This window comes from Georgenia sp. Z1344, assembly GCF_057652375.1.
This window is the reverse complement of the sequence record NZ_CM172728.1, coordinates 1,595,328-1,619,413: the sequence shown is the minus strand read 5'-3', so window position 1 is coordinate 1,619,413 and position 24,086 is coordinate 1,595,328. Positions and strand designations below refer to the sequence as shown.

Sequence of the window (24,086 nt, the reverse complement as noted above, 5' to 3'; positions counted from 1 at the left end):
GGCATGAGCGAGCCATCAACGCCCACCGCCGGTGCGCCGGTGCGCGTGGTCCTCGTCGACGACGACCCGCTCGTGCGCGCGGGCCTGCGCATGCTGCTCCACGGCGGGGACATCGAGATCGTCGCCGAGGGCGACGACGGGCGCGTCGCGCAGCGGCTGGTCGAGGAGCACCGCCCCGACGTCGTGCTGATGGACGTGCGGATGCCCGTGATGGACGGCGTGACCGCCACCCAGCGGCTCACCGACTCCGGCACCGCGACCCGGGTGATCGTGCTGACCACGTTCGACTCCGACGACATGGTGGTGAGCGCCCTGCGCGCCGGTGCCCAGGGCTTCCTGCTCAAGGACACGCCGCCGGGCGACCTCGTGGCGGCCGTGCGGCGCGCCGCGCGCGGGGAGCCCGCGCTCTCGCCGTCCGTGGCGGCGCAGCTCATGGCGCGCGTGGCCGCGCCCGAGGAGGTCGACGACGAGCAGGCCGCGGCCGAGGAGGCCCGCGCCGCGTTCGCCGAGCTGACTGAGCGCGAGCAGGACGTGGCCCGCGCCGTCGCCCGCGGACTGTCCAACGCCGAGATCGCCGCCGAGCTCTACCTCGGGGTGGCGACGGTCAAGACCCACGTGGGTCGCGTCTTCAACAAGCTCGGGGTGGCCAACCGGGTCCACGTCGCCCGCATGGTCCAGGACGCCGGCGAGGCCCACTGAGCCGCTCGCCCCTGGTTACCGGCGTTCGTCGAGATTGCGGTTGGTGCACGTCGAGATTGCGGTTCGTCGTCGTGGTCGAGTGTGCGGTTGAGGACTGTCGAGAGTGCGGGTGAGGCGCGCGCCGCGCCCCCGCGACGACGACCCCGGCGACACGCCCGGGATCCACGCGCCGGCGTGATCGCCACCCTGTGGACGACACGCCGAGGAAGCCCCGACACGCCGACACCTTCGACGTGCCGAGCGGTGGACAGGGGCGGGTGGCTCGTCGTCGTCCCCAGGTGTGTGGAGGGCGGTCCGCCGCTCGTCCACGGGTCCGGCTCTCGATGTCGGTGGCCTCCGGCAGGCTGAGGAGACCGCAGGAACATGCGGCGCGGGTCTCTCTCGAGGTGGCAGGAGGGCGGGTACCGACCGTCCACCGCCGCTCCACAGGAACCCGTCGGACGCGCACAGGAGGGGACGATGGGCTGTGGACAGAGCGAGTTGTGGACGACACGACACCACAAGACCTAGTGGTCGTCGCAGCGGCCGACCCCCAGGTGTAGTGTCGATGGTCCGAGGTCATTGATCGCCTCGTCCAAACCACACGCTTGTAGTTTCACGCGCGGAAGTCCGCGCCGTCCCGGACAGGCCCCACGGAAGGAGACCGGCTCGCCATGAGCATCACCGTCTACTCGAAGCCGTCGTGCGTGCAGTGCGATGCCACCTACCGCGCGCTCACGAAGCAGGGCCTGGAGTTCGACGTCGTCGACGTCACCGAGGACGCGGAGGCGCTCGCCTCCGTCCAGGCGCTCGGCTACCAGCAGGCGCCCGTGGTCATGGCCGACGGGGACCACTGGTCGGGGTTCCGCCCCGACCGCATCAAGGCCGTCGCCGCCGCGCGCGCCGCGGCGGTGGCCTGACCGGACCGGGAGGGGGTCGGCGTGGCGCACGTCGTCTACTTCTCGTCCGCCACGAACAACACCCACCGGTTCGTCGACAAGCTGGACCTGCCGGCGCACCGCATCCCGCTCCGTCGCACCGAGCCGCACCTGCGGGTCGATGACGAGTACGTCCTGGTCGTCCCCACGTACGGCGGGGGCAACGGGAAGGGTGCGGTGCCCAAGCAGGTCATCCACTTCCTCAACGACGAGCACAACCGCTCGCTCATCCGCGGGGTCGTCTCCGCGGGCAACCTCAACTTCGGGTCGGCGTACGGACTGGCGGGGGAGATCGTCTCCGCCAAGTGTCGCGTCCCGCACATGTACCGATTCGAGCTCCTGGGCACGCCGCACGACGTGACCCGGGTCAAGGAAGGACTGAACGCCCTGTGGCCACCACGCTGACCGACACCGGGTTGGAGGCTCTGTCGTCGCCGGAGCTGGACTACCACGCGCTCAACGCGATGCTCAACCTGTACGACGCCGACGGCAACATCCAGTTCGACGCCGACCGCCAGGCGGCGCGCCAGTACTTCCTCCAGCACGTCAACAAGAACACGGTCTTCTTCCACAACCTGCGCGAGAAGCTCGACCACCTCGTGACCGAGGGCTACTACGAGGGCGAGGTGCTCGCGAAGTACAGCCACGAGTTCCTCGAGAGCCTCTGGGACCAGGCGTGGGCGAAGAAGTTCCGCTTCGAGACGTTCCTCGGCGCGTTCAAGTACTACACGTCGTACACGCTCAAGACCTTCGACGGCAGCCGCTACCTCGAGCGCTTCGAGGACCGGGTCGTCATGGTCGCGCTCACGCTGGCCGACGGCAAGGAGCAGGCCGCGCGGGACATGGTCGACGAGATGCTGGCCGGCCGGTTCCAGCCGGCCACGCCGACCTTCCTCAACGCCGGCAAGGCCCAGCGCGGCGAGCTCGTCTCCTGCTTCCTCCTGCGCGTGGAGGACAACATGGAGTCGATCGCCCGCGGCATCAACTCCTCCCTGCAGCTGTCCAAGCGCGGCGGCGGCGTGGCCCTGTCGCTGACGAACATCCGTGAGTCGGGCGCGCCGATCAAGAAGATCCAGAACCAGTCCTCCGGCGTCATCCCCGTGATGAAGCTGCTCGAGGACTCCTTCTCCTACGCGAACCAGCTCGGCGCGCGCCAGGGTGCAGGTGCGGTCTACCTCAACGCCCACCACCCGGACATCTACAAGTTCCTCGACACCAAGCGGGAGAACGCGGACGAGAAGATCCGCATCAAGACCCTCTCCCTCGGCGTCGTCATCCCCGACATCACGTTCGAGCTGGCCAAGACGAACGAGGACATGTACCTCTTCTCGCCGTACGACGTCGAGCGGGTGTACGGGGTGCCGTTCTCCGAGATCTCGGTGAGCGAGAAGTACCGCGAGATGGTCGAGGACGGCCGGATCCGCAAGACGAAGATCAACGCGCGCCAGTTCTTCACGACGCTCGCGGAGATCCAGTTCGAGTCGGGCTACCCGTACATCGTGTTCGAGGACACCGTGAACCGGGCCAACCCGATCGACGGCCGGATCAGCATGTCCAACCTGTGCTCGGAGATCCTCCAGGTCTCGACCCCGTCGACCTTCAACGAGGACCTGTCCTACGCCGAGGTCGGCAAGGACATCTCCTGCAACCTCGGTTCGCTCAACATCGCCAAGACGATGGACTCGCCGGACCTGGGCAAGACGGTGGGCACGGCGATCCGTGCGCTCACCGCCGTCTCCGACCAGTCGAACATCTCCTCGGTGCCGTCGATCGAGCGTGGCAACGACATGTCGCACGCGATCGGCCTCGGGCAGATGAACCTCCACGGCTACCTCGCGCGCGAGCGGATCCACTACGGGTCCGAGGAGGGCCTCGACTTCACGAACATGTACTTCTACGCGGTGGCGTTCCACGCCGTGTCGGAGTCCAACAAGATCGCCACCGAGCGCCGCGAGACGTTCGCCGGCTTCGAGCGTTCGGCCTACGCGAGCGGGGAGTACTTCGACAAGTACACCGACCAGCTCTGGGAGCCGCGCACGCAGCGGGTCCGGGAGCTGTTCGCGGACGCCGGCGTCGCCCTGCCCACCCAGGACGACTGGCGAGCGCTCAAGGCCTCCGTCCAGGAGCACGGCATGTACAACCAGAACCTCCAGGCCGTGCCGCCGACCGGGTCGATCTCCTACATCAACAACTCGACGTCGTCGATCCACCCGATCGTCTCCAAGATCGAGATCCGCAAGGAGGGCAAGATCGGGCGCGTGTACTACCCGGCGCCCTACATGACGAACGACAACCTCGAGTTCTACGAGGACGCGTACGAGATCGGCCCCGAGAAGATCATCGACACCTACGCCGAGGCGACGCAGCACGTCGACCAGGGCCTGTCGCTCACGCTCTTCTTCAAGGACACGGTCACCACGCGCGACCTCAACCGGGCGCAGATCTACGCCTGGCGCAAGGGCATCAAGACGCTCTACTACATCCGCCTGCGTCAGCTCGCCCTCGAGGGCACCGAGGTCGAGGGCTGCGTCTCCTGCATGCTCTGACCCGTCCGACGACGCCGCTCACCTGAGCGGTCACGTCACCCGAGCACGGCCCCGGTCCGCACGCCCCTGAGGCGCGGACCGGGGCCGTTTCACGTGCTCGGTGGTGCGGGTCGGCGCGGGAGGGGAGCGTGGTTCCGCGCGCGGAGCCGCGCGGAACCACGGCCGACGGGCCGTGCACGACGTCGATAACACCGCGAGGGAGTTTCCTCACAGATCACGCAGAGGTATCGACCGGGTAACAAGTCGGCCATTACGGTGTGCGGGCCCGCGAACCCGACCTCGAACGCGTGGTTCCCCCCGGACCCAGGCACGCGACGTCGACGGCGCCGTCGCGCCGGACGGGCGGCCCTGTCCCCCAGCCACCGAGGTCATCATGAGCCCCCGTCCCGTCCAGGTCCTCGCGCTCGCCGCGGCCGCCACGGTCGCCGCACCGGCGTTCGCAGCCCCCGCCGCAGGCGCGTCCCCCGCTGCATCCGCGGCCGTGATCGACGCCGCCGCCGACAGCGCGGTCGCCCCCGTCGTCGGGGCCGCAACCGCGCTCCCCATGCACGGCGGTCCGATCGGCGACGACGGCGCGCAGTTCTACTTCCGCACCTCGGCCGGGGACCGGTCCGTGCGGTACGGGTCGGTCGGCGACGTCGCCTATGTGGGCGACTGGAACGGCGACGGCGTCGACACCCTCGCCATCCGTCGCGGGACCACCTTCCACGTCACGAACTCGACGACGTCGGGGGTCGCCGAGTACACCGTCAGCTACGGCCGGGCCGGCGACGACTACCTCGTCGGCGACTGGGACGGCGACGGGATCGACACGCTCGCCGTGCATCGCGGCTCGCAGGTGCTCATGTCCAACGACGTGCGCCCGAACCACGCCGACGTCGCCCTGTCCTACGGGCGGGCGAGCGACGACTACCTCGTGGGCGACTGGGACGGCGACGGCGTCGACACCCTCGCGATCCACCGGGGCACCGAGTTCCACCTCCGCAACAGCAACACGTCCGGCTGGGCCGACCAGGTCGTCCACTTCGGCAGCAGGGGCGACACGGCGATCTCCGGCGACTGGGACGGCAACGGCGTCGACTCGATCGGCGTGCACCGCCCGTCGCGCGCGGCCTTCTACCTGCGCAACGCCGTCAGCTCCGGCCCGGCGGACCAGGTGATCCGGTGGGGCCGCTCGACCGACCAGGCCTTCGCGGGCCGGTGGACCGCGGGAGCGGCGGACTCGGTCGGTCTTCAGCGCCCCGCGCCCCGCGCGGCGGCCGCCTCGAGGCCGGCCCCCTCGCCCGCGCCCAGCACGCCCCGCGAGATCGGCCGCACGATGGCCGCCGAGCGCGGCTGGACCGGTTCGCAGTGGACGTGCCTCGACCAGGTCTACACGTACGAGTCCCGGTGGGACCCGCGGGCGTCCAACAGCTACAGCGGCGCGTACGGCATCCCGCAGGCGCTGCCGGGCTCGAAGATGGCCTCGCACGGCGCGGACTGGCGGACCAACCCGGCTACGCAGATCGCCTGGGGCAACGACTACATCGCCGGCCGGTACGGCACCCCGTGCGGCGCGTGGTCGCACATCCAGTCGCGCGGCTGGTACTGAGCTCCGCTCACTCGTCGAGACTGCGGTTGGGAACCGTCGAGAGTGGGCGGTTTCAATCGGTTGTTGCAACGTGCGCCTTGGGAGGGTGTACGGATGGCTGGGAAGAGATTGACACTTGAGGAGCGGGCGAAGATCGAGGCGCTGTTCGGTCAGCGATTGACGTTCCCGCAGATCGCTGAGCGGATCGGTCGTCACCGGACCACGGTGTGGCGCGAGGTCACTCGCAATAACTCCTACCGGGGCGCTCACCTGGACACACCCGGGACGCGTTCCCCGGCGGGACGCCGGCAGGCCAATCCCGCCGGTCGTGGTGGCGCCTACCGGTGGGCGTACTCGTGCCGGAACGCGCAGCGCAGGGCCGACAAGCGGGCCCGCAGGCCCAGGCCCGGCAAGTTGACCGGCGATCGCCGCCGCGGGGTGACCTCGGGTCGCGGCCGGCTATGGCCCCTGGTGCGGGACAAGCTCGAACAGCGGTGGTCTCCGCAGCAGATCGCACACTGGCTTCGTCAGGAGTATCCCGACCGGCCGGAGCGATGGGTGTCCCACGAGACGATCTACCAAGCGATCTACTACCAAGCTCGTGGCGGGCTGCGCAGCGAGATCGCACGCCAGGTCGCACTCCGTACCGGGCGGACCAGGCGGCGCCCCCAGTCCCGCCTCGCGCGGGCGGCACACTCGGGCAAGGCCTGGACCCATGGCCTGAACATCAGCACCCGGCCGGCCGAGGTCGAAGACCGGGCCGTGCCCGGGCACTGGGAAGGTGACCTGATCATCGGTGCGCGTAGCGCGTCGGCGATCATCACCCTGGTCGAGCGTTCCACGCGGTACGTCATGCTCGGCGCTCTACCGGAGAGCAGGGTCTCCGAGCAGGTGATCGACGTGCTGATCGAGACGATGGGCCGCCTGCCGGCCGAGCTGGCCGCGACTCTGACCTGGGATCAGGGCGCTGAGATGGCCAAGCACGCCCACTTCACGCTGGCGACAGACTGCCGGGTCTTCTTCTGCGACCCGCACTCGCCCTGGCAGCGAGGCTCGAACGAGAACACCAACGGCCTGCTGCGGCAGTACTTTCCCCGCTCGAGTACCGACTTCCGCACCTACGCCCAGCGCGACCTCGACGCCGTCGCCCGCGAGCTCAACACACGACCACGCATGACACTGGGCTGGCAGACTCCAGCGAAACGACTCAACGACCTACTCGTTGCAACAACCACTTGAAACCGCCGTGCGGCTCAGGGCCGGAGCTTCCCTCACTAGTCGTGGCAGGGTGAGGGGATGACGCACCTGGCGCTCGGGGCGATGGGCGGCACCATCGCGATGTCCACGTCCACGCCCGGCGAGGGTGCGGTCCCCGCGCTGTCGGCGAGCGACCTGCTCGAGCTCACGCCAGGCCTCGCCGACGTCGCCGAGATCTCGGCCGAGCAGCTGACGAACGTCCCCTCGGCGTCGCTCACCCTCGACGACGTGCTCCGCGTCCACGCATGGGCGGACGCGAGGGTGCGCGCCGGCGTCGACGGCATCGTCGTCACACACGGGACGGACACCCTCGAGGAGACCGCCTACCTGCTCGACCTGCTGTGGGGCCACGACGTCCCGATCGTCGTCACGGGCGCCATGCGGTCCGCCGCGATGGCCGGCGCCGAGGGGCCCGCGAACCTGCTGGCCGCCGCCGTCACCGCCGCCTCCGCCGACGCCCGTGGTCTCGGCGTGCTGGCCTGCCTCAACGACACCGTCCACCTCGCCGCCCGCGTGACGAAGGTGTCGTCGACCGCGCTCGAGACGTTCGAGTCGCCCGGGACGGGGCCGGTCGGCGTCGTCGTCGAGGATCGGTACTGGCCGAGCTGGACGCCGGTCGACCGCCTTCCGGCACTCGTCGCCCCGCCCGACGGTCGCGTGGCCGTCCCGCTCCTCGAGTCCCCCTTCGACGACGACGGATCGGTCCTGCGAGCCGTCCTCGCCACCGGCGTGCGGGGTGTGGTGCTCGCCGGGACGGGCGTCGGGCACGTGTCGGGAGAGGCCGCCGAGCTCGTGTCTGCGGCGATCGACGACGGCGTGACGGTGGTCGTCGCGTCGCGCACCCTGCGCGGCGGCACGACCACGCGGCTCTACGGGTTCCCCGGTTCCGAGCAGGACCTCATCGCGCGGGGTGCCCTCATGGCCGGTCGGCTCTCCGCGCGCAAGGCCCGGCTGCTGCTGCACCTGCTGCTCGCGGGCGGGGCCGATCCCGCGACGATCGCCGACGAGATCGCGGCCCGAGGCCGCTGAGTCCGAGGCCGCTGACCCGCACTCTCGACATGTTCGTCAGCTGCGGCCACCCGCCACGCGCACGTGGATCGCGACCTTCACCCGGTTGTCGACCCCGAGCTTGCCGAAGATCCGCGTGACGTGGGACTTCACGGTCGTCTCGGACATGTGCAGCGCCGCAGCGATCTCGGCGTTCGACTCGCCGCGGGCCACGGCGTCGGCGACCTCCCGCTCGCGCGGGGTGAGCTCGTCGAGGAGCCGCCGGGCGGCCGCGACCTCCGCGGTGTCGTCCATCGGGGCGTAGGCGTCGATGAGCGTCCGGGTCGCGGCGGGGGAGAGGATCGCCTCGCCCGCCGCCACCGATCGCACGGCGTCGACGATCTGACGCGGCCCCGCGTCCTTGAGCAGGAAGCCGGCGGCGCCCGAGCGCAGCGCGCCGAACACGTACTCGTCGAGCTGGAACGTCGTCAGCACGCAGACCCGGGCGGTCGGGACGGCCCGCGTGATCTCGGCGGTCGCGGTGATGCCGTCGAGGACCGGCATCCGCACGTCCATGAGCACGACGTCGGGGCGGTGGGCGATCGCCGCCTCGACCCCGGCGCGCCCGTCGGCGGCCTCGGCCACCACCTCGAGGTCGTCGACCGAGGCGAGGATCATCGACAGGCCCGAGCGGACGAGCGCGTCGTCGTCGACGACGAGGACCCGGATCATGGCGTCTCCCTGGTCGGACCGGTCGGGGTGGGTGCGGCGGGCGCAGGCGACGTGTCAGGGGTGGTGCCCGGCGCAGCTGCCGACGGTTCCGCGGGGAGGTGGGCCCGCACGATCCAGTACCCGGCGTCGTCGTGCCCCGTTCCAGGAACGGGTCCGGTTCCGTCCCCCGGCTCCTGCCCGGCGCTCAGCGTGCCGCCGACGCTGCGGGCGCGCTCGGTGAGCCCGCGCAGCCCGAGGCCGGTGCGCCGGGCGTCCTCCGTCGACCCTGCCGTCGCCGAGCCGGCCGAGCGGCGGGGCATCGCGTTGCGCACCCTCACCCGCACGCCGTCGGCGCGGTCGGCGGCCACCGTCACCTCGACGACGGCTCCCGGCGCATGGCGCAGCGCGTTCGTCAGCGACTCCTGGACGATCCGGTACGCCGCGCGGCCGGTGGCGTCCGGGACCTCGGCGCCGGGTTCGACCGCCACGTCGCGGCGCACGGTGGCGCCGGCGCGTTCGGCGTCGTCGAGCAGGGTGTCGACGTCCGCGAGGCCGGGCTGCGGGCCGAGGGCGGCGGGGGCGTCGTCGGTGCCGAGGACGTCGAGGACGGCGCGCAGGTCGCGGGTGGCGGCCGTGGCGGCGGCGCGGACGGCGGCCGCGTGCCGCTCGACGACCTCCGGCCCGGCCCCCGGGTTGACCTCGAGCGCGCCGGCCTGGAGGTTGATGAGGGCGAGCTGGTGGCCGACGGCGTCGTGCATCTCGGCCGCGATCCGGCGCCGCTCGGCGAGGACGGCCTCCCGCTCCCGGGCGACCCGGGCGTCCTCGGCCAGCCGGGCCCGCTCGGCCTCCTCGGCGGCGAGGCGGCGCCGCGCGGCCAGGTAGGCGGCGAGCAGGGCGGGCACGACCACGGCGGCCGCGACGCTGAGGGCCACCTCGAGGGCCGTGGCCCAACCACCCGGACCATCGACCCCGCCACCAGCCCCACCACCACCGTCCCCCGTGACCCAGACGTCGGCGACCCGCTCGCCCCACGGGGAGAGCTGGGTGAGGGCGGCGAGGAGGAGAAAGCCGCCCGCCACCAGGTCGCGGCGGCGCAGGACGAGGGCGAACACCCCGAGCGTGACGAGCGAGGACCCGGTCAGCGCGCCGAGCAGGAGCGTCGCGGCCGGGAGCACGAGGGGCGCGCGCACCCGGTGCAGCACGCCCACGACCACGGCCGGCAGGAGGACGAGGGCGACGACGTCCTGCCACGGCGCGTGCTCCGGCTGGAGCAGGTTGGAGACGTAGTCGCCGACGACGAGGACGAGATAGACGGCCGAGCGCCACAGCCCGGGGCGACGGCGGGCGGCGCCTGGATGGGCGCCGCCCGGGCGGGCGGTGCCGGGGCGGGCGGTGCCGGGGAGGCCGGTGCTGCCCAGCGCACCCCGTCGCTCGCCCGTCGTCCCTCCGACCTCGGTCACCCCGACAGCGTAGAGAGCGGAAGCGCCGGGCGACCCCGACGTTCGGGCGCGTTCCGGCCGCCGCTCCTCCGACTTTCGTCGGGGGCAGGTCTGACCGCACGGCCGAGGATCGCATCCCGCTGGATCACGAGGCTGGAGCCATGATCACCACCGAGCTCCTCACCAAGACCTACGGCCGGCGCACCGTCGTCGACGACCTGACGCTCACGGCGCCCGCCGGTGCCGTGACCGCGTTCCTCGGCCCCAACGGGGCCGGCAAGTCCACCACGATGCGGATGGTCTGCGCGCTCAGCCGGCCGACGTCCGGCACGGCGCTCGTCGACGGCCGCCCCTACACGGAGCTCGTCAACCCGGGCCGCGTGGTCGGCCAGCTCCTCGACGCCGCCGCCCTCCACCGCGGCCGCACCGGGGCCGAGATCCTCGAGCTCGCCCTGCTCACCGTCGACCGGCCGGCCCGTCATGCGGTCGAGCTGCTCGAACGGGTCGGCCTCACCGACGCCGCCGACCGCCGCGTGCGCGCCTACTCACTCGGCATGCGCCAGCGCCTCGGCCTGGCCGTCGCCCTCGCCGGCGACCCGCGCGCCCTCATCCTCGACGAGCCTTTCAACGGCCTGGACCCCGAGGGCATCCGCTGGTTCCGTGGCGTGCTGCGCGACTTCGCCGACGACGGCGGAACCGTTCTCCTGTCCTCCCACCTTCTCGCCGAGGTGCAGACCGTGGCGGACCGGTACGTCGTCATCGGGGCGGGGCGCCTGCTCGCGCAGGGGACGGCGGCCGAGGTCGTCGGCGCGGGGTCCGTGCGGGTCGACGCGACCGACCGGTCCGCGCTCCTCGCCGCCCTCACCGCGGCGGGACTCGACCCCGTGACCGGGACCGACGGCGTCGACGTCCGGGCGAGCGCCGACGAGGTGGGCCGCGCCGCCCAGGCCGCCGGCGTGCCGCTCACGCTCCTCGCCCCCGCGAGCTCCGCGCTCGAGGACGCCTTCCTCTCCCTCACGGCCGCCTGAGAAGTGATCGCGATGACCGCCCCGACCAGCGCCGCCGGTACCCGACCCGGCGCCGACGCCGGTACCCGCACCACCACCGGCTCCCGCACCGCCCCCCGTTCCCCGCACGCACCGGAAGGACCCGAGATGACCACCACCGAGCTGGACGCAGGACCCGCCGCCATGGGCGGCACCGTCACCACCACGCCCGACGACGAGGCGACCCCCGTCCGTGGCCTCACCACGTGGCGCCGGCTGCGGATCGAGCTGCGCAAGTCGGTCGACACCGTCTCCGGCGCCGTGCTCACCGCCGTGACGCTCGGGGCTGCGCCGCTCCTCGTCGTCGCCGCGATCGTGGCCGAGGGCGCGGCCGGGACGACGGTCAGCTTCGTCCTCGGCGCCGGCTCGATCGCCGCGGCGCTGCTCCTGCCCGTGCTCACGAGCCTGCTCATCACCTCGGAGTGGGGGCAGGGATCGATCGTCTCGACGTTCGCGATGGATCACCGTCGAGGGCGCGTGATGGCGGCGAAGATCGCGGCGGGCCTCGTCGTCGGGCTGGTCGTGGCTCTGTCCTGCCTCGTGGTGGCGATCGCGGTCTCCGCCGTGGCGGGCGTGGACCTGGGCTCCGCCGGCGAGCTCGTGTGCGTGTGCGCCGGCGTGACCGCGGCGCTCCTGCTGTACGCCGCGCTCGGGTCCGCCTGGGGCGCCGCGACGCTCAGCACCCCGCTCGCGATCGTCATCGGCCTGGCCGGGCCGCAGGTCGTCAACTCGCTCGAGCTCATGCTCGGGGACCGCTTCGCCGAGATCGCCCCGTGGCTCGCGTTCAGCCAGGCCGTCGGCGACCTCACGCAGGGCACGGTGGCCAGCTGGCCGCACCTGCTGACCGCCGTCGGGCTGTGGATCGTGGCGCCGATGGCCGTGGGCGTATGGCGGGTCCGCCGGGCCGACGTCTCCTGACCCGGCTTCTTCGTCGAGATTGCGGTTGGTGCGCGCCGAGATTGCGGTTGGTGCACGTCGAGCATGCGGGTCAGGACCGCCGGGAGCGGTGCGGACAGGTGTCGAGAGTGCGGGTGGGGGGAGCCCCACCCGCACTCTCGACCGCTGCGATCCACGACCGTCTCAGCGACGACGAAACGTACTCTCGACCGCTGCGATCCACGACCGCCCCGGCGACGAACCGCAATCTCGACGACGACGAACCGCAATCTCGGTGACCGGGCTGAGCCGCACTCCTGGCACATCGCGGCTCCTCAGCCGCACTCTCGACACCGGGACTATGCTGACCGCAACCTCGACCCGGGCAGACAGGGACCCGCGTCATCCCGAGCCGGCCCCAGGGCGGCACCCGGTCGAGGTGGGCACGGGTGACGCGGAACCGGGTCGGACGGCCAGGGCCGACCGGCGGCGCCTACCACCGTGACCCCGACCGAGAGCGCCCCCCGATGACGGCACAGGCCGCACGATTCTCGACCCCGCACGCCGACGCACCGGCCGACGCACCCCCCGACGCCCGGGCCGGCTCGCCGATGCTCACTCTCGACGGCGTGGGCAAGACCTTCGGCGCCGGGAACGGCACCGGCACCGTGGCGCTCACGGACGTCGACCTCACCGTCTCCCCGGGCGAGCTCGTCACGGTGGTCGGCCCGTCGGGCTGCGGGAAGTCCACGCTCCTGCGCCTCGCGGCCGGCCTCGACCGGCCCACCGCCGGCACCCTGACGACCCGGACGGACGCGATCAGCTACGTCTTCCAGGACCCCACCCTCCTCGAGTGGCGCACGGCGCTCGGCAACGTCGAGCTCGCGGGCCACCTCACCGGGGTGCCGCGGGCGCAGCGCCGCCGCGAGGCGCTCGCCGCCCTCGAGCTCGTCGGACTCGCGGGCTCCGAGGACCGCTACCCGCGAGAGCTCTCCGGCGGCATGCGGATGCGCGTCTCGCTCGCCCGCGCGCTCGTCCGGGAGCCCGAGCTCGCGCTGTTCGACGAGCCCTTCGGCGCCCTCGACGAGATCACTCGCCTGACGATGCAGACCGAGCTCCTGCGCCTGTTCACCACCGCCTCCTTCGCCGCCGTGTTCATCACGCACTCGGTGTCCGAGGCCGCCTACCTCTCCACCCGGGTGCTCGTCATGAGCGGCAGGCCCGGCCGGATCGTCGCCGACGTCCCGGTCCCGTGGGGCCGCCATCGCCCGCCCGAGCTCCGCTACGAGCCCGAGTTCGCCGCCCTCACCGGCGAGATCTCGGCCGCGCTGGGGGCCCACGCATGAGCGCCCGAGACACGGACACCGCTCCCAACGACATCGCCCCCGCGGTCACCGGCCGGCCGTCGGAGGACCCCCGGTCCTCACCCCGCCCGACGACGAACGACCCCGCCCTCCCCGCCGACGCCCCGTCGTTCCCTGCCGAGCCCACCCTCCAGGGTGCCGATGCCCGCCCGGACCCGGGCTCCGGCGTCGGGGACGCTCCGGCACTTCCGCGGCGCACCCGGGGGAGCGGCCCCCGCGCGTGGCTCGGCGCGGCCTGGCCGGTCGCCGTGGCGATTGCGGGCATCGTGGCGATCTGGTACGCCGTCTCCTACCTCGTCCTGCCCGAGGACCAGCGGTTCCTGCTCCCGCCGCCGCACGAGGTCTACGCCGGCGCGCTCGCCGACGACCGCGTGATGGGCCCGATGCTCGACGCCCTGGGGAACACCGTGGTGGTGGCCATGGCGGGCCTGGGGTTCGCCGTCGTGCTGGGTGTGGCCTGGGCCGTGCTCATGTCGCTCGCCGGGTGGGTGGAGAAGGTCCTCTACCCCTACGCCGTCATCCTCCAGACGATCCCGATCCTCGCCCTCGTGCCGCTCATCGGCATCTGGTTCGGCTACGGGTTCCCGGCGCGGGTCATCGTCTGCGTCATCATCGCGCTGTTCCCGATGATCTCGACGACCCTGTTCGGGCTGCGCTCCGCCGGCAGCCCGGCGCACGACCTGTTCACCCTCCACCGCGCGAGCCGCTGGCAGCGCCTGCGCCACCTCACCCTCCCCGCCGCCGTGCCGTCGATGTTCACGGGCCTGCGCACCGCGGCGGGGCTCTCGGTCATCGGCGCGCTGGTCGGCGACTACTTCTTCCAGCAGGGTCCGGCCGGCATCGGCGGGCTCCTGCGCACGTACACGCTGCGCCTGCAGATGGACGCGCTGTTCACGGCGATCACGCTGACCGCGCTGTTCGGCGTCGTCGTGTTCGCGGTGTTCGCGATCCTCGACTCCCTCGTCATCAGCCGCTGGTACGGACCGCGCGCGTGAGCCGCAGAACCGGAGACCCCATGACTCCCCGACGACGAACGACGCCCCCGACGACGACGAACCCCGCCCCGGGCGTGCACGAACCGCAATCTCGACGACGACGAACCGCAATCTCGACGACGAACCGCAATCTCGACGGGTACGAACCGCAGTCTCGACGGAAGGGGCGGGGCGGGGTGGCGCTCGTCGGGCTGGCGATGGTGCTCGCGGCCTGCGGCGGAGGGTCCGACGACGACGGGGCGGGCGACGGCCCCGCGCCCGGGACGACCGCGGCCGAGGCGGGCAGTGCGCTCGACCTGGCCGAAGTCTGCCCGGCCACCGTCGTCATGCAGCAGGACTGGCAGCCACAGGCCGAGCACGGCGCGATGTACGAGCTCGTCGGCGAGGACCACGAGATCGACACCGAGGCCAAGTCCGTGACGGGCTCCCTCGTGGCGGGCGACGTCGACACCGGCGTGCAGATCGAGGTGCGCCCGGGCGGGCCGAACGTCGGCTTCCAGTCCGTCGCCGCTCTCATGTACCTCGACGACGACATCACCGTCGGGGCCGTCAACACGGACTCGGCGATCGTCAACCACGAGGCGCAGCCGACGGTCGCGGTCGTCTCCCAGCTCACGGTGTCTCCCCAGATCCTCATGTGGGACCCGGAGACGTACCCGGAGGCCGAGACGGTCGAGGACATCGTCGCGACCGACGCCACGGTGGTGACGAGCGGGCCGGTGCTGCCCGCGCTCGTCGCGTCGACCACCGAGTTCGACCTCTCCCGGTCGGACACGAGCTACGAGGGGACGCCGGCCCGGTTCGTCTCCGACCCGAGCATCGTCCAGCAGGGCCTGCTGACCAACGAGCCGTACGTGTACGAGAACGAGGTCGAGCCGTGGGGCCGCCCCGTGGCGAGCGGGCTGCTCGCCGAGGTGGGGCACTCGACCTACCCCGGGCCGGTCGCCGTGCGGGCGGACCGGGTCGAGGAGCTCGCGCCCTGCCTCGAGCGGCTCGTCCCCGTCCTCCAGCAGTCGCAGATCGACTTCCTCGCCGACCCGGGCCCGGCCACGGACCTCATCCTCGACCTCGTCGAGAGCTACCAGCTCTCCTGGACCTACTCCGAGGGCGTGGCGCAGTACTCGGTCGAGACCCAGCTGGCCGAGGACCTCGTGCACGACGATCCGGCGTCGGGGACGTTCGGGGCGTTCGACCCGGAGCGGATGCAGGAGATCGTCGACACCTACCTGCCGGTGCTCGTCGACCAGGGCGCGGTGTCCTTCGACACCCTCGACCCGGCGCAGCTGTACACGAACGAGTACCTCGACGACTCGATCTCCATGGCAGATCAGTCCTGACGCGGTGAGCCGGGCCACGAAAGCGCATGATCCGGTCACAAAGGGTTAACGATCACCCATCCGTGCCAGATCGTTGATATTCGTTGGGGTTCCACCGGATTCGGGCCGTGGGACGCAGGGAATACGGTCATCGTCATGTTTGCCATCCCTCCACCTGACCCCCACCCTTGAACGGTCACAGCGCTGCTCGGCCGCGCCCGGAAACGGATCCGGCCGGGCCAGGTGCCGCCCTCGCATCCCGGGGACGATGCCGGCCAGGCGCGTGCTCGTGACGACGAGAAGCCTGGTGCGCGCCGAGCGGACCACCGTGTGCCGTCCGAGGACGGGACGCGGACAGGCTCGGATCACGGAGGACAGATGGTCGCACTCAGTGCACGGAACGTCTACAAGGTCTTCGGCCGCCAGGGCCGTCGAGCGGTCGATCGCCTCGAGAAGGGCGCGAGCCGCGACGAGATCAAGCACCTCGGCACCGCGGCCGTCATCGACGCGAGCTTCGACGTCGAGCCCGGCGAGATCTTCGTCGTCATGGGACTGTCCGGCTCCGGCAAGTCGACCCTGATCCGCACCCTCAACGGGCTCCACCCCGCGACCTCGGGGAGCATCGAGATCGGCGGGACCGACATCGCCAAGGCCTCGGGGGCCGAGCTGCGGTCGATCCGCCGCACGAAGGTCTCGATGGTGTTCCAGCACTTCGCGCTCCTCCCGCACCGCACCGTCCTCGACAACGCGGCCTACGGGCTCGAGATCCAGGGTGTCGGGCGGTCCGAGCGCCTCGAGCGTGCCCGCGAGGTCGTCGAGATCACCGGCCTGGGCGGCTGGCAGGACGCCGTCCCGGCCCAGCTCTCCGGCGGCATGCAGCAGCGCGTCGGACTCGCCCGTGCGCTCGCGTCGGACACCGAGATCCTCCTCATGGACGAGGCGTTCTCCGCGCTCGACCCCCTCATCCGCCGCGAGATGCAGGACCAGCTCGTCGAGCTGCAGACCAGCCTCGGCAAGACCATCGTCTTCATCACGCACGACCTCAACGAGGCCGTCCGTCTCGGCGACCGCATCGCGGTCATGCGGGACGGCCGGATCGTGCAGATCGACTCCGGCGAGAAGATCCTCTCCGACCCGGCCGACGAGTACGTGGCCCGCTTCATCGCGGACGTCGACCGGTCGCGCGTCATCACGGCCGGTTCGGTCATGACCCGTCCGGCGACCACCGTGTGGGAGAACTACGGCCCGGGCGAGGCGCTGCGCACCCTGCGCGACGGCCAGGTCTCCGCCGCGTACGTCATCGACCGGCGGCAGAAGCTCGTCGGCTCGGTCTACGACGACGAGCTGCTCGACGCCCAGCGTCGCAAGGAGTCGACCATCGCGCCGTACATCCACCCGGACGACAGCGCCGTCAACGTCGACACCCCCATCTCGGAGGTGTTCGCCCCGGCCGCCGAGGCCCGCCTCGCGGTCGCGGTGACCGACGACGACGACCGGCTGCTCGGCGTCGTCCCTCGCGTGTCGCTGCTCGAGGCGATGGTTCCCAACGAGCTCGAGGACACGGGGACACCGGTCGAGGAGCTCCCGCCACCGGACGCGGCGGGCACGGGGGGTGACGCCGGTTCGACGACCGGCGCCGCCTCCGGCGCCCACCTCGCCGCGGCGACCGACGGCACGACCACCGACAGCACGACGACCGAGACGGAGACGCGATGAACGACGACCTGCTCTTCCGCGTCCCGGTCGGCGAGTGGGCCGACGCGGCGGTCGACTGGCTCACCAGCACGCTGGACGCGTTCTTCGACCTCATCGGCGTCATCTTCAGTGGCGCCTACGACGGCCTCGTCGTCGCCCTGAGCGAGCCCCCGTTCTGGGTGATCATGGCGATCCTCGTCGCCGCGGCCTTCCTCGCCAAGGGATGGCAGCTGGCGCTCGGATCACTCCTCGGCCTGCTGCTCATCTACGGCATGGACCAGTGGACGAACGCGATGATGTCGCTCGCCCTGGTCCTCGTGGCCAGCATCATCGCGGTCATGATCGGCATCCCGCTCGGGATCTGGGCGGGGCTCAGCTCGCGCGCGTCGGCGATCGTGCGCCCCTTCCTCGATCTCATGCAGACGCTGCCCGCGTTCGTCTACCTCATCCCCGCCGTCGTGCTCTTCCGCGTCGGCGAGGTCCCGGGCATCGTCGCCACGATCATCTTCTCCCTGCCGCCCGCCGTGCGCATGACCGAGCTCGGCATCCGGCAGGTGGACCCCGAGGTGGTCGAGGCCGGTCAGGCCTTCGGCTCCACCCCGGGTCGCATCCTGCGGCAGATCCAGCTGCCGCTCGCCCAGCCGACCATCATGGCCGGCGTCAACCAGGTCATCATGCTCGCGCTGTCGATGGTGGTCATCTCCGGCATGGTCGGCGCCCCCGGCCTCGGTGCGGAGGTCTACTCGGCACTCACGCGCATCAACATCGGGCTCGGCTTCGAGGCCGGCCTCGGCGTGGTCATCCTGGCCATGTACCTCGACCGGCTCACCGCCTCCCTCGCCCAGCACGGCGCGGTCAACCGCGCCAACCGCATGGCGAAGGGCTGACCCGGACGATCCCGCGCCCCCGCGCAGAACGACACCCCTGAGGAACCCAAGGAGAGACATGCGAACCAAGCGACTCATCACCACAGCGGCCACCGTCTCGGCCCTCGCCCTCACCCTCGCCGCGTGCGGCGGAGGAGAGGACGAGTCCGAGGACACGGGCGGCGACACCAGCGGCGACTCGGGCGAGGGCGGCGGCGACTCGGGCGAGGGCGGCGGCGAGGGTGGCGAGATCACCATCGGCGTCCACTCCGGCTGGGAGGAGGGCATCGCCGTCTCCCACCTGTGGCAGGCCATCCTCGAGGAGCAGGGCTACGACGTCACGCTCGAGACCGCGGAGGCCGGCGTGGTCTTCACGGGTCTCGCCGAGGGCGACTTCGACCTCAACTTCGACACCTGGCTGCCGAACACCCACTCCGACTACATCGAGCAGTACGGCGATGACCTCGAGGAGCTGGGCATGTGGTACGAGAACGCCCCGCTCACCATGGCCGTGAACGAGGATGCGCCGATCCAGTCCCTGGACGAGCTCGCGGACAACGCGGACGAGTTCGGCAACCGCATCGTCGGCATCGAGCCGGGCGCCGGCCTCACCCGCATCACCACGGACGAGGTCATCCCGACCTACGGCCTGGAGGACATGGAGTACGTCATCTCCTCGACCACGGCGATGCTCTCCGAGCTCAGCGCCGCGATCGACGCCGGTGACAACGTGGTCGTCACGCTGTGGCGCCCGCACTGGGCCTACGACGCCTTCCCGATCCGCGACCTCGAGGACCCCGAGGGCGCCTTCGGCGAGCCGGACAACATCTACACGTACGGCAACGCGGAGTTCTCCTCGGAGTTCCCCGAGGTCGCCGAGTGGATCTCGGGCTTCACGTTCGAGGACGCGCAGCTCGCCGAGCTCGAGAACATCATGTTCAACGAGATGGGCGGCAACTCGAACGACGAGGCCGTCGACCAGTGGCTCGAGGACAACCCCGACTTCATCGACTCCGTGGTCGGCGGCGGCTCGGGCTCCGAGTCCGGCTCCGAGTCCTCCTCGGAGGACGGCGCCGAGACCGAGAGCTGATCCCGCGCCGCTGATCGAGCGGCGACGCCGGGCGCGGCCCGGCACGAACGAGCACGACGCGCGGCCCGCCCCGGCCTCCGGGGCGGGCCGCGCGGCCGTCCGGGGGCGCGGCGACGCGGGTAGCCGGACGGGGAGTCGACCGGGAACGACGAGGATCCGGTGGACGGCGGCGGCACGGGGCGCCGGACCCGAGGTCGCCGAGGATCGATCCCCACCGACGGAGCGCGCAGCTGGGCCGCTCCTGGCAGATGAGCAGTGGAAGGAACCATATGCGCACCATCACCCATCGCACCGCGTCCGTCTCGGTGGCCGTGGCAATCGCCCTCACCCTGGCCGCCTGCGGCGGCTCCGACGACGACGCGGGCAGCAGCGACGAGCCCGTCGTCATCGGCATCCCGGCCGGCTGGGAGGAGGCGCTCGCGACGGGTCACCTGTGGCAGCGGATCCTCGAGGACCGGGGGTACGAGGTCGAGCTCGAGACCGTCGACATGGCGGTGCTGTGGACGGGTCTGGCCGAGGGCGAGTACGACCTCAACTACGACGTATGGCTCCCCGACGCCAACGCGCCGCACATCGAGGAGTACGGCGACCGGGTCGAGGAGATCGGCATGTGGTACGAGGAGGCGCCGATGACCATCGCGGTCAACGAGGACGCCCCCATCACGTCCCTCGACGAGCTCGCTGACCACGCCGACGAGTTCGGCAACCGGATCGTCGGCATCGAGGAGGGGGCCGTGCTCACCGGGCTCACGGAGGACGAGGTGATCCCCACCTACGGGCTGGAGGACATGGAGCTCGTGACCTCGTCGACCACCGCGATGCTCTCCGAGCTCGACGCCGCCGTGTCGTCCGGTGAGAACATCGTCGTGACATTGTGGCGCCCGCACTGGGCGTACGACGCCTTCCCCATCCGGGACCTCGAGGATCCGCAGGGAGCGCTCGGCACCCCGGACGACATCTACGTGTACGGCACCGCGGGCTTCTCGGAGGACCACCCCGAGATCGCCGAGTGGCTCAGCGGCTTCTACATGACCAGCGACCAGCTGCACTCCCTCGAGAACATCATGTTCAACGAGCTGGGCGGCGAGTCGAACGACGAGGCCGTGGACCAGTGGCTCGAGGAGAACCCCGACTACGTCGACGCGATGCTCGCGGGGGAGTACGCGGGAGGGCCCGGCGCAGAGTCGAGTTCGGAGTCCGGTTCCGGATCCGGGTCCGGGTCCGGGTCCGGGACGGAATCATCCGACGACGACGAGAGCTCCGAGACCGAGAGCTGACGCCCGGGGCGGGGGACGGTCGGCGTCGGTGCGCTCAGCGCGTGGCGTGCGGACCGGCCCCCGGCCCCAGGCCGTCCGGGGCGCGAGCCCCCGGTCGCGGCACCGTCGGCTCCGCGTACCCGGGTGGCCGCGGCGTCCGGAACCTCAACCACGACACCACGCTCACGAGCGGCACGAGGACCGCGACGAGGACCGCCACCAGGACGAACGCCTCGCCGTCCTCGAACGCGACGAGCCCGACGAGCGGCCCGGCCGGGGCCATCAGCCAGGCGGCCCCGATCCGGGACACCTTCGCGACCCGTGAGCGGGGCGCCAGTAGCCGCGGGTCCCCCTTCCGTGGCTGTGCCTCGCCGGCCCAGACCTGCGCGGTCGCCCCGCGCAGGGCGAGCAGAGCCGTAGCTGCGGCAACCGCTGCGAGCCCGCTCTCCGGGTGCCGGGAGAGGTCGATAGCCGGCAGGACCACCAGCGGCGGGATCGTGAGCAGAGCGGCCTGGACGAGGTCGACGAGCAGCACGGCGCCGGTGCCCATCGATCGCGTGTCGCCGCGTCCCTCGTACCAGGGTCGGCCGTTGCGCCACCGCCGGTAGACCGGCAGGACGACGAGAGCGACGACGAGTCCGACGGCCGCGGCCGCAATCGCCGCGGCCGGCGCGCCGTCGGTCCCGTCGAAGAGGTCGACACGCAGACGGCCGGTGTCGTCGAGCAGCGCGGGGGCGAGGGTGGCGGCGACGACGACGGCGACGACCGCCATCGTGGTGGTCGCTACGAGGTCCCAGCCCGCCGACGGCCACGATCGGCGTCCCGGCCACAGCTCGTCGGCCGGCCCGCGGTCGGGGGCCGGCCAGGGCCGTCCGTCCGGCGGCCGGCTCATCGGTCCTCCCTCGGCGCCCTGCTCATCGGCACCCCCGTGGCGCGCAGCTCATCCGCGCCCCCTCGGCGCGTCCCTCACCCGCGCACCTGCTGCTTGCGGCGCGCTCGTTCCTGGCGCTCGGCGATGATCCGCTCGCGTCGTCGGCCCTCTTGCCTGTCCCAGCGGTCGTTGAGCCGGAGGAACACGCCGGCGGCCGACCCGAGCACGAGGATGATCGCGAGCATCATGCCGAGCACGGGGCGAGGCTCGGGCACGAGCGCACCCGCAGCCGCCCCGGCGGCCGCGAGCACGAGGCCGAGCAGCATGCGCAGGAGCCGGGACGGGACGGCGCGCCGGACGAACCCGACCACCGGCTCGTAGCGCGCGGACTGGTTCGGTACCTGACGTAGGCCGGTGTGGAGGAGCGGCCAGCGCACGGCCCACATCGCGGTGAGGACGCCGAGCACGACCGCGCACGTCGCCCCGGTCAGGGCGAGGTGCCGGTCGCCCCGCTCTGCGGCGAGCACGGTGAGCACCACGGGCGGCGCGTAGAGCAGGACTCCCTGGACCTGGTCGAGGACCAGCGCGGTGGGCAGGCTCATCGACCGGCGGTCGCTGCGCGGCGTGTACCAGGACCGGGCGTCCATGCGGAACCGCTGGACGATGCGGACCACCGCGTAGGCGACGGCGCCGGTGCAGGCGGCGATCGTGGCGTTCGCGCCGGGTGCGTCCGGATCGGCGTACGTGGCCATGAGGTGGAGGACGCCGACGGCGGCGGCCGTCATGAGGAGCGCGCCGAGCGTTGTCGCCGCGATGTCCGAGATGCTCGACCTGCCGCCGTCGAGCGGCGGCTGCTCCCAGGTCATCGCGCCCGCTCCTCCGGTCGGGTGCCGCCGGGGGCCGTCGAGAAGGCCTTGCGCTCGACCTTGTCCCACCAGGCGTGGATGCCGAAGAAGATCCAGCCCGCGATCGCCATGACCACGAGGATCCCGACCATCATCCCGGCCTCGGGCGTGGGCTCGGGGACGACGACGGCCACCGCGCCCGCCGCCGAGCCGAGCACCACCCCGAGCAGGAACCGTGTCCAGCGCGTGGCCCGGCCGCGCCGGGCGAAGCCGTCGACGACCTCGTGGATCCACTCGTGGCGGAGGTTGCGCCGGAACCCGTCGCCGCGCAGCGGGTCGCGGGAGCCCCACACCGCCAGCGTGAGGCCGACGAACATGGTCGAGGCGAAACCGGCGAGCGAGAGCAGGCGCTCGCCGGCCGCCGCTGCGCCGATCGCGAGGCCCACGGGTGCCGCGTAGCCGAGCAGGGCCTGCGCGAGGTCGAGGCCGAGCGCGGTGAGCGGGCCCATCGAGCGGGCGTCGCTGCGCGCGACGTACCAGGCACGCTCGTGCACCCGGAAGCGCTGGAGGAGGAGCACCACGCCCCCGACGACGACACCCGCGCCTGCCGCCAGCGTCGCGATCAGCCCGGGGGCCATGTCGTCAGGCCCGTCGGCGTCGATGAGGACGGCCGCCGGCGCGGCGACCGCGGTGAGGACGATCGAGGCGATCGTCGTCGTCGTGAGGTCGGAGCGTGTGGACCTGCCCGGGTCGATCGGACGTCCGGAGCGTGCGCGTGCGTCGTCGCGGAGCTGATCGACCGACAGGCCGCCCGGTCCCCCGGGCGGGAGCTCCCAGAACCGGCCGTTCCACACGCCGCCGTCAGCACGGCGTGCGCCAGGTGGCGGCGCGGCGTGCTGCTGCGCCATCAGAGGCCGCCCGGGAGGATGTGCCCGAGGAGGTAGCCCACCCACGAGACCACGAGGGCGCCGACCAGCAGGATGAGGCCGAGGACGACCTGCTCGCCGCCGTACCCCGGCACGAGGAGGATCGGCGCCAGGCTGAGCAGCCCCAGCAGGAGCGCGACCAGCGCGCGGGAGACGCGCGTCCGGCGGGTCGCCCGACGGTCGTCGGGGCCGTGGTCGAGCAGGCGCCAGGGGATGCGCAACGCGGCGACGTAGCCGAAGGTGGCCGACGCCAGCGCACCCGCGAGTGCGAGAGGTGCGTCGTCGAGGCCGTTGCCGGCGCCGGCGACGACCGCCGCGGGGACGATCGCGAGGAGGCCGCGCAGGAGGTCGAGCCACGGGTTCTTCGGCTCGGTCACGTTCCGTGCGCCGCCCGACCAGCGTCGGTAGGGCAGGGCGGCGAGCAAGATCCCGTAGCCGAGCAGCGCGACGACGAGGACGCCGGCGACCGTGATCACCTCGTCGAACGTGGTTCCGCGGAAGTCGGGGATCTCGCCGAGGATCGGGAGGGCGACGGCCGCGGCGGCGGTCGCGAGCAGCGCGCCCGTCCCGATGGCGATGGTGCGGCGGCGGGCGAGCCGGCGGACCGTCGTCCGGGCGAGGGGCGGTGCCTGGGCGGCATGCCGGCCCTGGACGGTGTGGGCGCCGGGCGACGGGTGCGCCCCGTAGGGGTCGTGCATGCCCGGACGGTCGTGCGCCCCGTGAGGCGAGCTACCGGGTGGTGGGCCCGCCGAGGGGCCGCCCGGCCCGCCGGGCGGGAGCTCCCAGAAGCGGCCGTTCCACACGCTCCCGTCGG

At 72.2% G+C, this 24,086-nt stretch carries 22 protein-coding genes; 16 read left to right on the top strand and 6 right to left on the bottom strand.

The window, feature by feature from the left end; all coding sequences use genetic code 11:
• Positions 1–3: 3 nt before the first annotated feature.
• From AC24FB_RS07260 to AC24FB_RS07230, 7 genes are all read left to right on the top strand, one after another.
• On the top strand, positions 4–699 hold the full coding sequence (locus tag AC24FB_RS07260; protein WP_425715896.1) for a response regulator: 696 nt from the start codon (positions 4–6) through the stop codon (positions 697–699).
• A 653-nt stretch (positions 700–1,352) separates the two neighbouring features.
• The gene (nrdH, locus tag AC24FB_RS07255) at positions 1,353–1,598 is read left to right on the top strand and encodes a glutaredoxin-like protein NrdH (RefSeq protein ID WP_425715897.1); all 246 of its coding nucleotides are present in this window, start codon (positions 1,353–1,355) and stop codon (positions 1,596–1,598) included.
• 21 nt (positions 1,599–1,619) lie between these two features.
• The gene (gene nrdI / locus AC24FB_RS07250) at positions 1,620–2,021 is read left to right on the top strand and encodes a class Ib ribonucleoside-diphosphate reductase assembly flavoprotein NrdI (RefSeq protein WP_425715898.1); all 402 of its coding nucleotides are present in this window, start codon (positions 1,620–1,622) and stop codon (positions 2,019–2,021) included.
• 59 nt (positions 2,022–2,080) lie between these two features.
• Complete coding sequence (gene nrdE / locus AC24FB_RS07245) at positions 2,081–4,162, top strand: class 1b ribonucleoside-diphosphate reductase subunit alpha (protein WP_487561435.1); 2,082 nt, start codon at positions 2,081–2,083, stop codon at positions 4,160–4,162.
• A 373-nt stretch (positions 4,163–4,535) separates the two neighbouring features.
• A complete protein-coding gene (locus AC24FB_RS07240; protein WP_425715900.1) occupies positions 4,536–5,753 on the top strand; it encodes an aggregation-promoting factor C-terminal-like domain-containing protein in 1,218 nt (405 codons plus the stop codon).
• Positions 5,754–5,846: 93 nt separating this feature from the next.
• Positions 5,847–6,971, top strand: a complete 1,125-nt coding sequence (locus AC24FB_RS07235) for an IS30 family transposase (RefSeq protein ID WP_425713196.1) — start codon at positions 5,847–5,849, stop codon at positions 6,969–6,971.
• Positions 6,972–7,028: 57 nt separating this feature from the next.
• Positions 7,029–8,018 carry an asparaginase gene (locus AC24FB_RS07230; RefSeq protein ID WP_425715670.1) on the top strand — a complete coding sequence of 330 codons (990 nt, stop codon included), beginning with the start codon at positions 7,029–7,031 and terminating at the stop codon, positions 8,016–8,018.
• 36 nt (positions 8,019–8,054) lie between these two features.
• On the opposite strand, the gene AC24FB_RS07225 is transcribed toward AC24FB_RS07230, so the two are convergent.
• A complete protein-coding gene (locus AC24FB_RS07225) occupies positions 8,055–8,708 on the bottom strand; it encodes a response regulator (protein WP_425715671.1) in 654 nt (217 codons plus the stop codon).
• Positions 8,705–10,147: a sensor histidine kinase gene (locus AC24FB_RS07220; protein ID WP_425715672.1), complete on the bottom strand. Its 1,443-nt coding sequence runs from the start codon at positions 10,145–10,147 to the stop codon at positions 8,705–8,707. Before AC24FB_RS07220 ends, AC24FB_RS07225 begins: the two co-directional genes overlap by 4 nt.
• 140 nt (positions 10,148–10,287) lie before the next feature.
• On the opposite strand from AC24FB_RS07220, the gene AC24FB_RS07215 reads away from it, so the two are divergent.
• The 9 genes from AC24FB_RS07215 (at position 10,288) to AC24FB_RS07175 (ending at position 20,651) form a co-directional block, all read left to right on the top strand.
• On the top strand, positions 10,288–11,154 hold the full coding sequence (locus tag AC24FB_RS07215; RefSeq protein ID WP_425715673.1) for an ABC transporter ATP-binding protein: 867 nt from the start codon (positions 10,288–10,290) through the stop codon (positions 11,152–11,154).
• Positions 11,155–11,280: 126 nt separating this feature from the next.
• Positions 11,281–12,090: a hypothetical protein gene (locus tag AC24FB_RS07210; RefSeq protein WP_487561317.1), complete on the top strand. Its 810-nt coding sequence runs from the start codon at positions 11,281–11,283 to the stop codon at positions 12,088–12,090.
• A gap of 569 nt (positions 12,091–12,659) precedes the next feature.
• Positions 12,660–13,394, top strand: coding sequence for an ABC transporter ATP-binding protein (locus AC24FB_RS07205; RefSeq protein ID WP_463653977.1), 735 nt, complete (start codon positions 12,660–12,662; stop codon positions 13,392–13,394).
• Positions 13,391–14,407 carry an ABC transporter permease gene (locus AC24FB_RS07200; RefSeq protein ID WP_425715676.1) on the top strand — a complete coding sequence of 339 codons (1,017 nt, stop codon included), beginning with the start codon at positions 13,391–13,393 and terminating at the stop codon, positions 14,405–14,407. Before AC24FB_RS07205 ends, AC24FB_RS07200 begins: the two co-directional genes overlap by 4 nt.
• 20 nt (positions 14,408–14,427) lie before the next feature.
• Positions 14,428–15,744 (top strand): hypothetical protein, encoded by a 1,317-nt coding sequence (locus AC24FB_RS07195; protein WP_425715677.1) that lies wholly within the window; start codon positions 14,428–14,430, stop codon positions 15,742–15,744.
• Between the two features lie 357 nt (positions 15,745–16,101).
• Positions 16,102–17,439, top strand: a complete 1,338-nt coding sequence (locus tag AC24FB_RS07190; protein ID WP_425715678.1) for a quaternary amine ABC transporter ATP-binding protein — start codon at positions 16,102–16,104, stop codon at positions 17,437–17,439.
• A complete protein-coding gene (locus AC24FB_RS07185; RefSeq protein WP_425715679.1) occupies positions 17,436–18,305 on the top strand; it encodes an ABC transporter permease in 870 nt (289 codons plus the stop codon). The genes AC24FB_RS07190 and AC24FB_RS07185 overlap by 4 nt, the downstream gene beginning before the upstream one ends.
• Positions 18,306–18,363: 58 nt before the next feature.
• Complete coding sequence (locus tag AC24FB_RS07180; RefSeq protein ID WP_425715680.1) at positions 18,364–19,374, top strand: glycine betaine ABC transporter substrate-binding protein; 1,011 nt, start codon at positions 18,364–18,366, stop codon at positions 19,372–19,374.
• A gap of 269 nt (positions 19,375–19,643) precedes the next feature.
• The gene (locus AC24FB_RS07175; protein WP_425715681.1) at positions 19,644–20,651 is read left to right on the top strand and encodes a glycine betaine ABC transporter substrate-binding protein; all 1,008 of its coding nucleotides are present in this window, start codon (positions 19,644–19,646) and stop codon (positions 20,649–20,651) included.
• Between the two features lie 34 nt (positions 20,652–20,685).
• On the opposite strand, the gene AC24FB_RS07170 is transcribed toward AC24FB_RS07175, so the two are convergent.
• The 4 genes from AC24FB_RS07170 to AC24FB_RS07155 all read right to left on the bottom strand — a co-directional run bounded on the left by AC24FB_RS07170 (position 20,686) and on the right by AC24FB_RS07155 (position 23,970).
• A complete protein-coding gene (locus AC24FB_RS07170; protein WP_425715682.1) occupies positions 20,686–21,522 on the bottom strand; it encodes a hypothetical protein in 837 nt (278 codons plus the stop codon).
• Between the two features lie 74 nt (positions 21,523–21,596).
• Positions 21,597–22,367 carry a hypothetical protein gene (locus tag AC24FB_RS07165; protein ID WP_425715683.1) on the bottom strand — a complete coding sequence of 257 codons (771 nt, stop codon included), beginning with the start codon at positions 22,365–22,367 and terminating at the stop codon, positions 21,597–21,599.
• On the bottom strand, positions 22,364–23,254 hold the full coding sequence (locus AC24FB_RS07160; protein ID WP_425715685.1) for a hypothetical protein: 891 nt from the start codon (positions 23,252–23,254) through the stop codon (positions 22,364–22,366). Before AC24FB_RS07160 ends, AC24FB_RS07165 begins: the two co-directional genes overlap by 4 nt.
• Complete coding sequence (locus AC24FB_RS07155) at positions 23,254–23,970, bottom strand: hypothetical protein (RefSeq protein WP_425715686.1); 717 nt, start codon at positions 23,968–23,970, stop codon at positions 23,254–23,256. The genes AC24FB_RS07160 and AC24FB_RS07155 overlap by 1 nt, the downstream gene beginning before the upstream one ends.
• Between the last annotated feature and the right edge of the window lie 116 nt (positions 23,971–24,086).

Coding starts and splice junctions, on each gene's coding strand:
- AC24FB_RS07165 (WP_425715683.1), bottom strand. CDS start 22,367: ATGACCTGGGAGCAGCCGCCGCTCGACGGCGGCAGGTCGAGCATCTCG.
- AC24FB_RS07230 (WP_425715670.1), top strand. CDS start 7,029: ATGACGCACCTGGCGCTCGGGGCGATGGGCGGCACCATCGCGATGTCC.
- AC24FB_RS07180 (WP_425715680.1), top strand. CDS start 18,364: ATGCGAACCAAGCGACTCATCACCACAGCGGCCACCGTCTCGGCCCTC.
- AC24FB_RS07175 (WP_425715681.1), top strand. CDS start 19,644: ATGCGCACCATCACCCATCGCACCGCGTCCGTCTCGGTGGCCGTGGCA.
- AC24FB_RS07170 (WP_425715682.1), bottom strand. CDS start 21,522: ATGAGCCGGCCGCCGGACGGACGGCCCTGGCCGGCCCCCGACCGCGGG.
- AC24FB_RS07200 (WP_425715676.1), top strand. CDS start 13,391: ATGAGCGCCCGAGACACGGACACCGCTCCCAACGACATCGCCCCCGCG.
- AC24FB_RS07195 (WP_425715677.1), top strand. CDS start 14,428: ATGACTCCCCGACGACGAACGACGCCCCCGACGACGACGAACCCCGCC.
- AC24FB_RS07185 (WP_425715679.1), top strand. CDS start 17,436: ATGAACGACGACCTGCTCTTCCGCGTCCCGGTCGGCGAGTGGGCCGAC.
- nrdE (WP_487561435.1), top strand. CDS start 2,081: ATGCTCAACCTGTACGACGCCGACGGCAACATCCAGTTCGACGCCGAC.
- AC24FB_RS07260 (WP_425715896.1), top strand. CDS start 4: ATGAGCGAGCCATCAACGCCCACCGCCGGTGCGCCGGTGCGCGTGGTC.
- AC24FB_RS07190 (WP_425715678.1), top strand. CDS start 16,102: ATGGTCGCACTCAGTGCACGGAACGTCTACAAGGTCTTCGGCCGCCAG.
- AC24FB_RS07210 (WP_487561317.1), top strand. CDS start 11,281: ATGACCACCACCGAGCTGGACGCAGGACCCGCCGCCATGGGCGGCACC.
- AC24FB_RS07235 (WP_425713196.1), top strand. CDS start 5,847: ATGGCTGGGAAGAGATTGACACTTGAGGAGCGGGCGAAGATCGAGGCG.
- AC24FB_RS07205 (WP_463653977.1), top strand. CDS start 12,660: ATGCTCACTCTCGACGGCGTGGGCAAGACCTTCGGCGCCGGGAACGGC.
- AC24FB_RS07225 (WP_425715671.1), bottom strand. CDS start 8,708: ATGATCCGGGTCCTCGTCGTCGACGACGACGCGCTCGTCCGCTCGGGC.
- AC24FB_RS07240 (WP_425715900.1), top strand. CDS start 4,536: ATGAGCCCCCGTCCCGTCCAGGTCCTCGCGCTCGCCGCGGCCGCCACG.
- nrdH (WP_425715897.1), top strand. CDS start 1,353: ATGAGCATCACCGTCTACTCGAAGCCGTCGTGCGTGCAGTGCGATGCC.
- AC24FB_RS07155 (WP_425715686.1), bottom strand. CDS start 23,970: ATGCACGACCCCTACGGGGCGCACCCGTCGCCCGGCGCCCACACCGTC.
- AC24FB_RS07215 (WP_425715673.1), top strand. CDS start 10,288: ATGATCACCACCGAGCTCCTCACCAAGACCTACGGCCGGCGCACCGTC.
- AC24FB_RS07160 (WP_425715685.1), bottom strand. CDS start 23,254: ATGGCGCAGCAGCACGCCGCGCCGCCACCTGGCGCACGCCGTGCTGAC.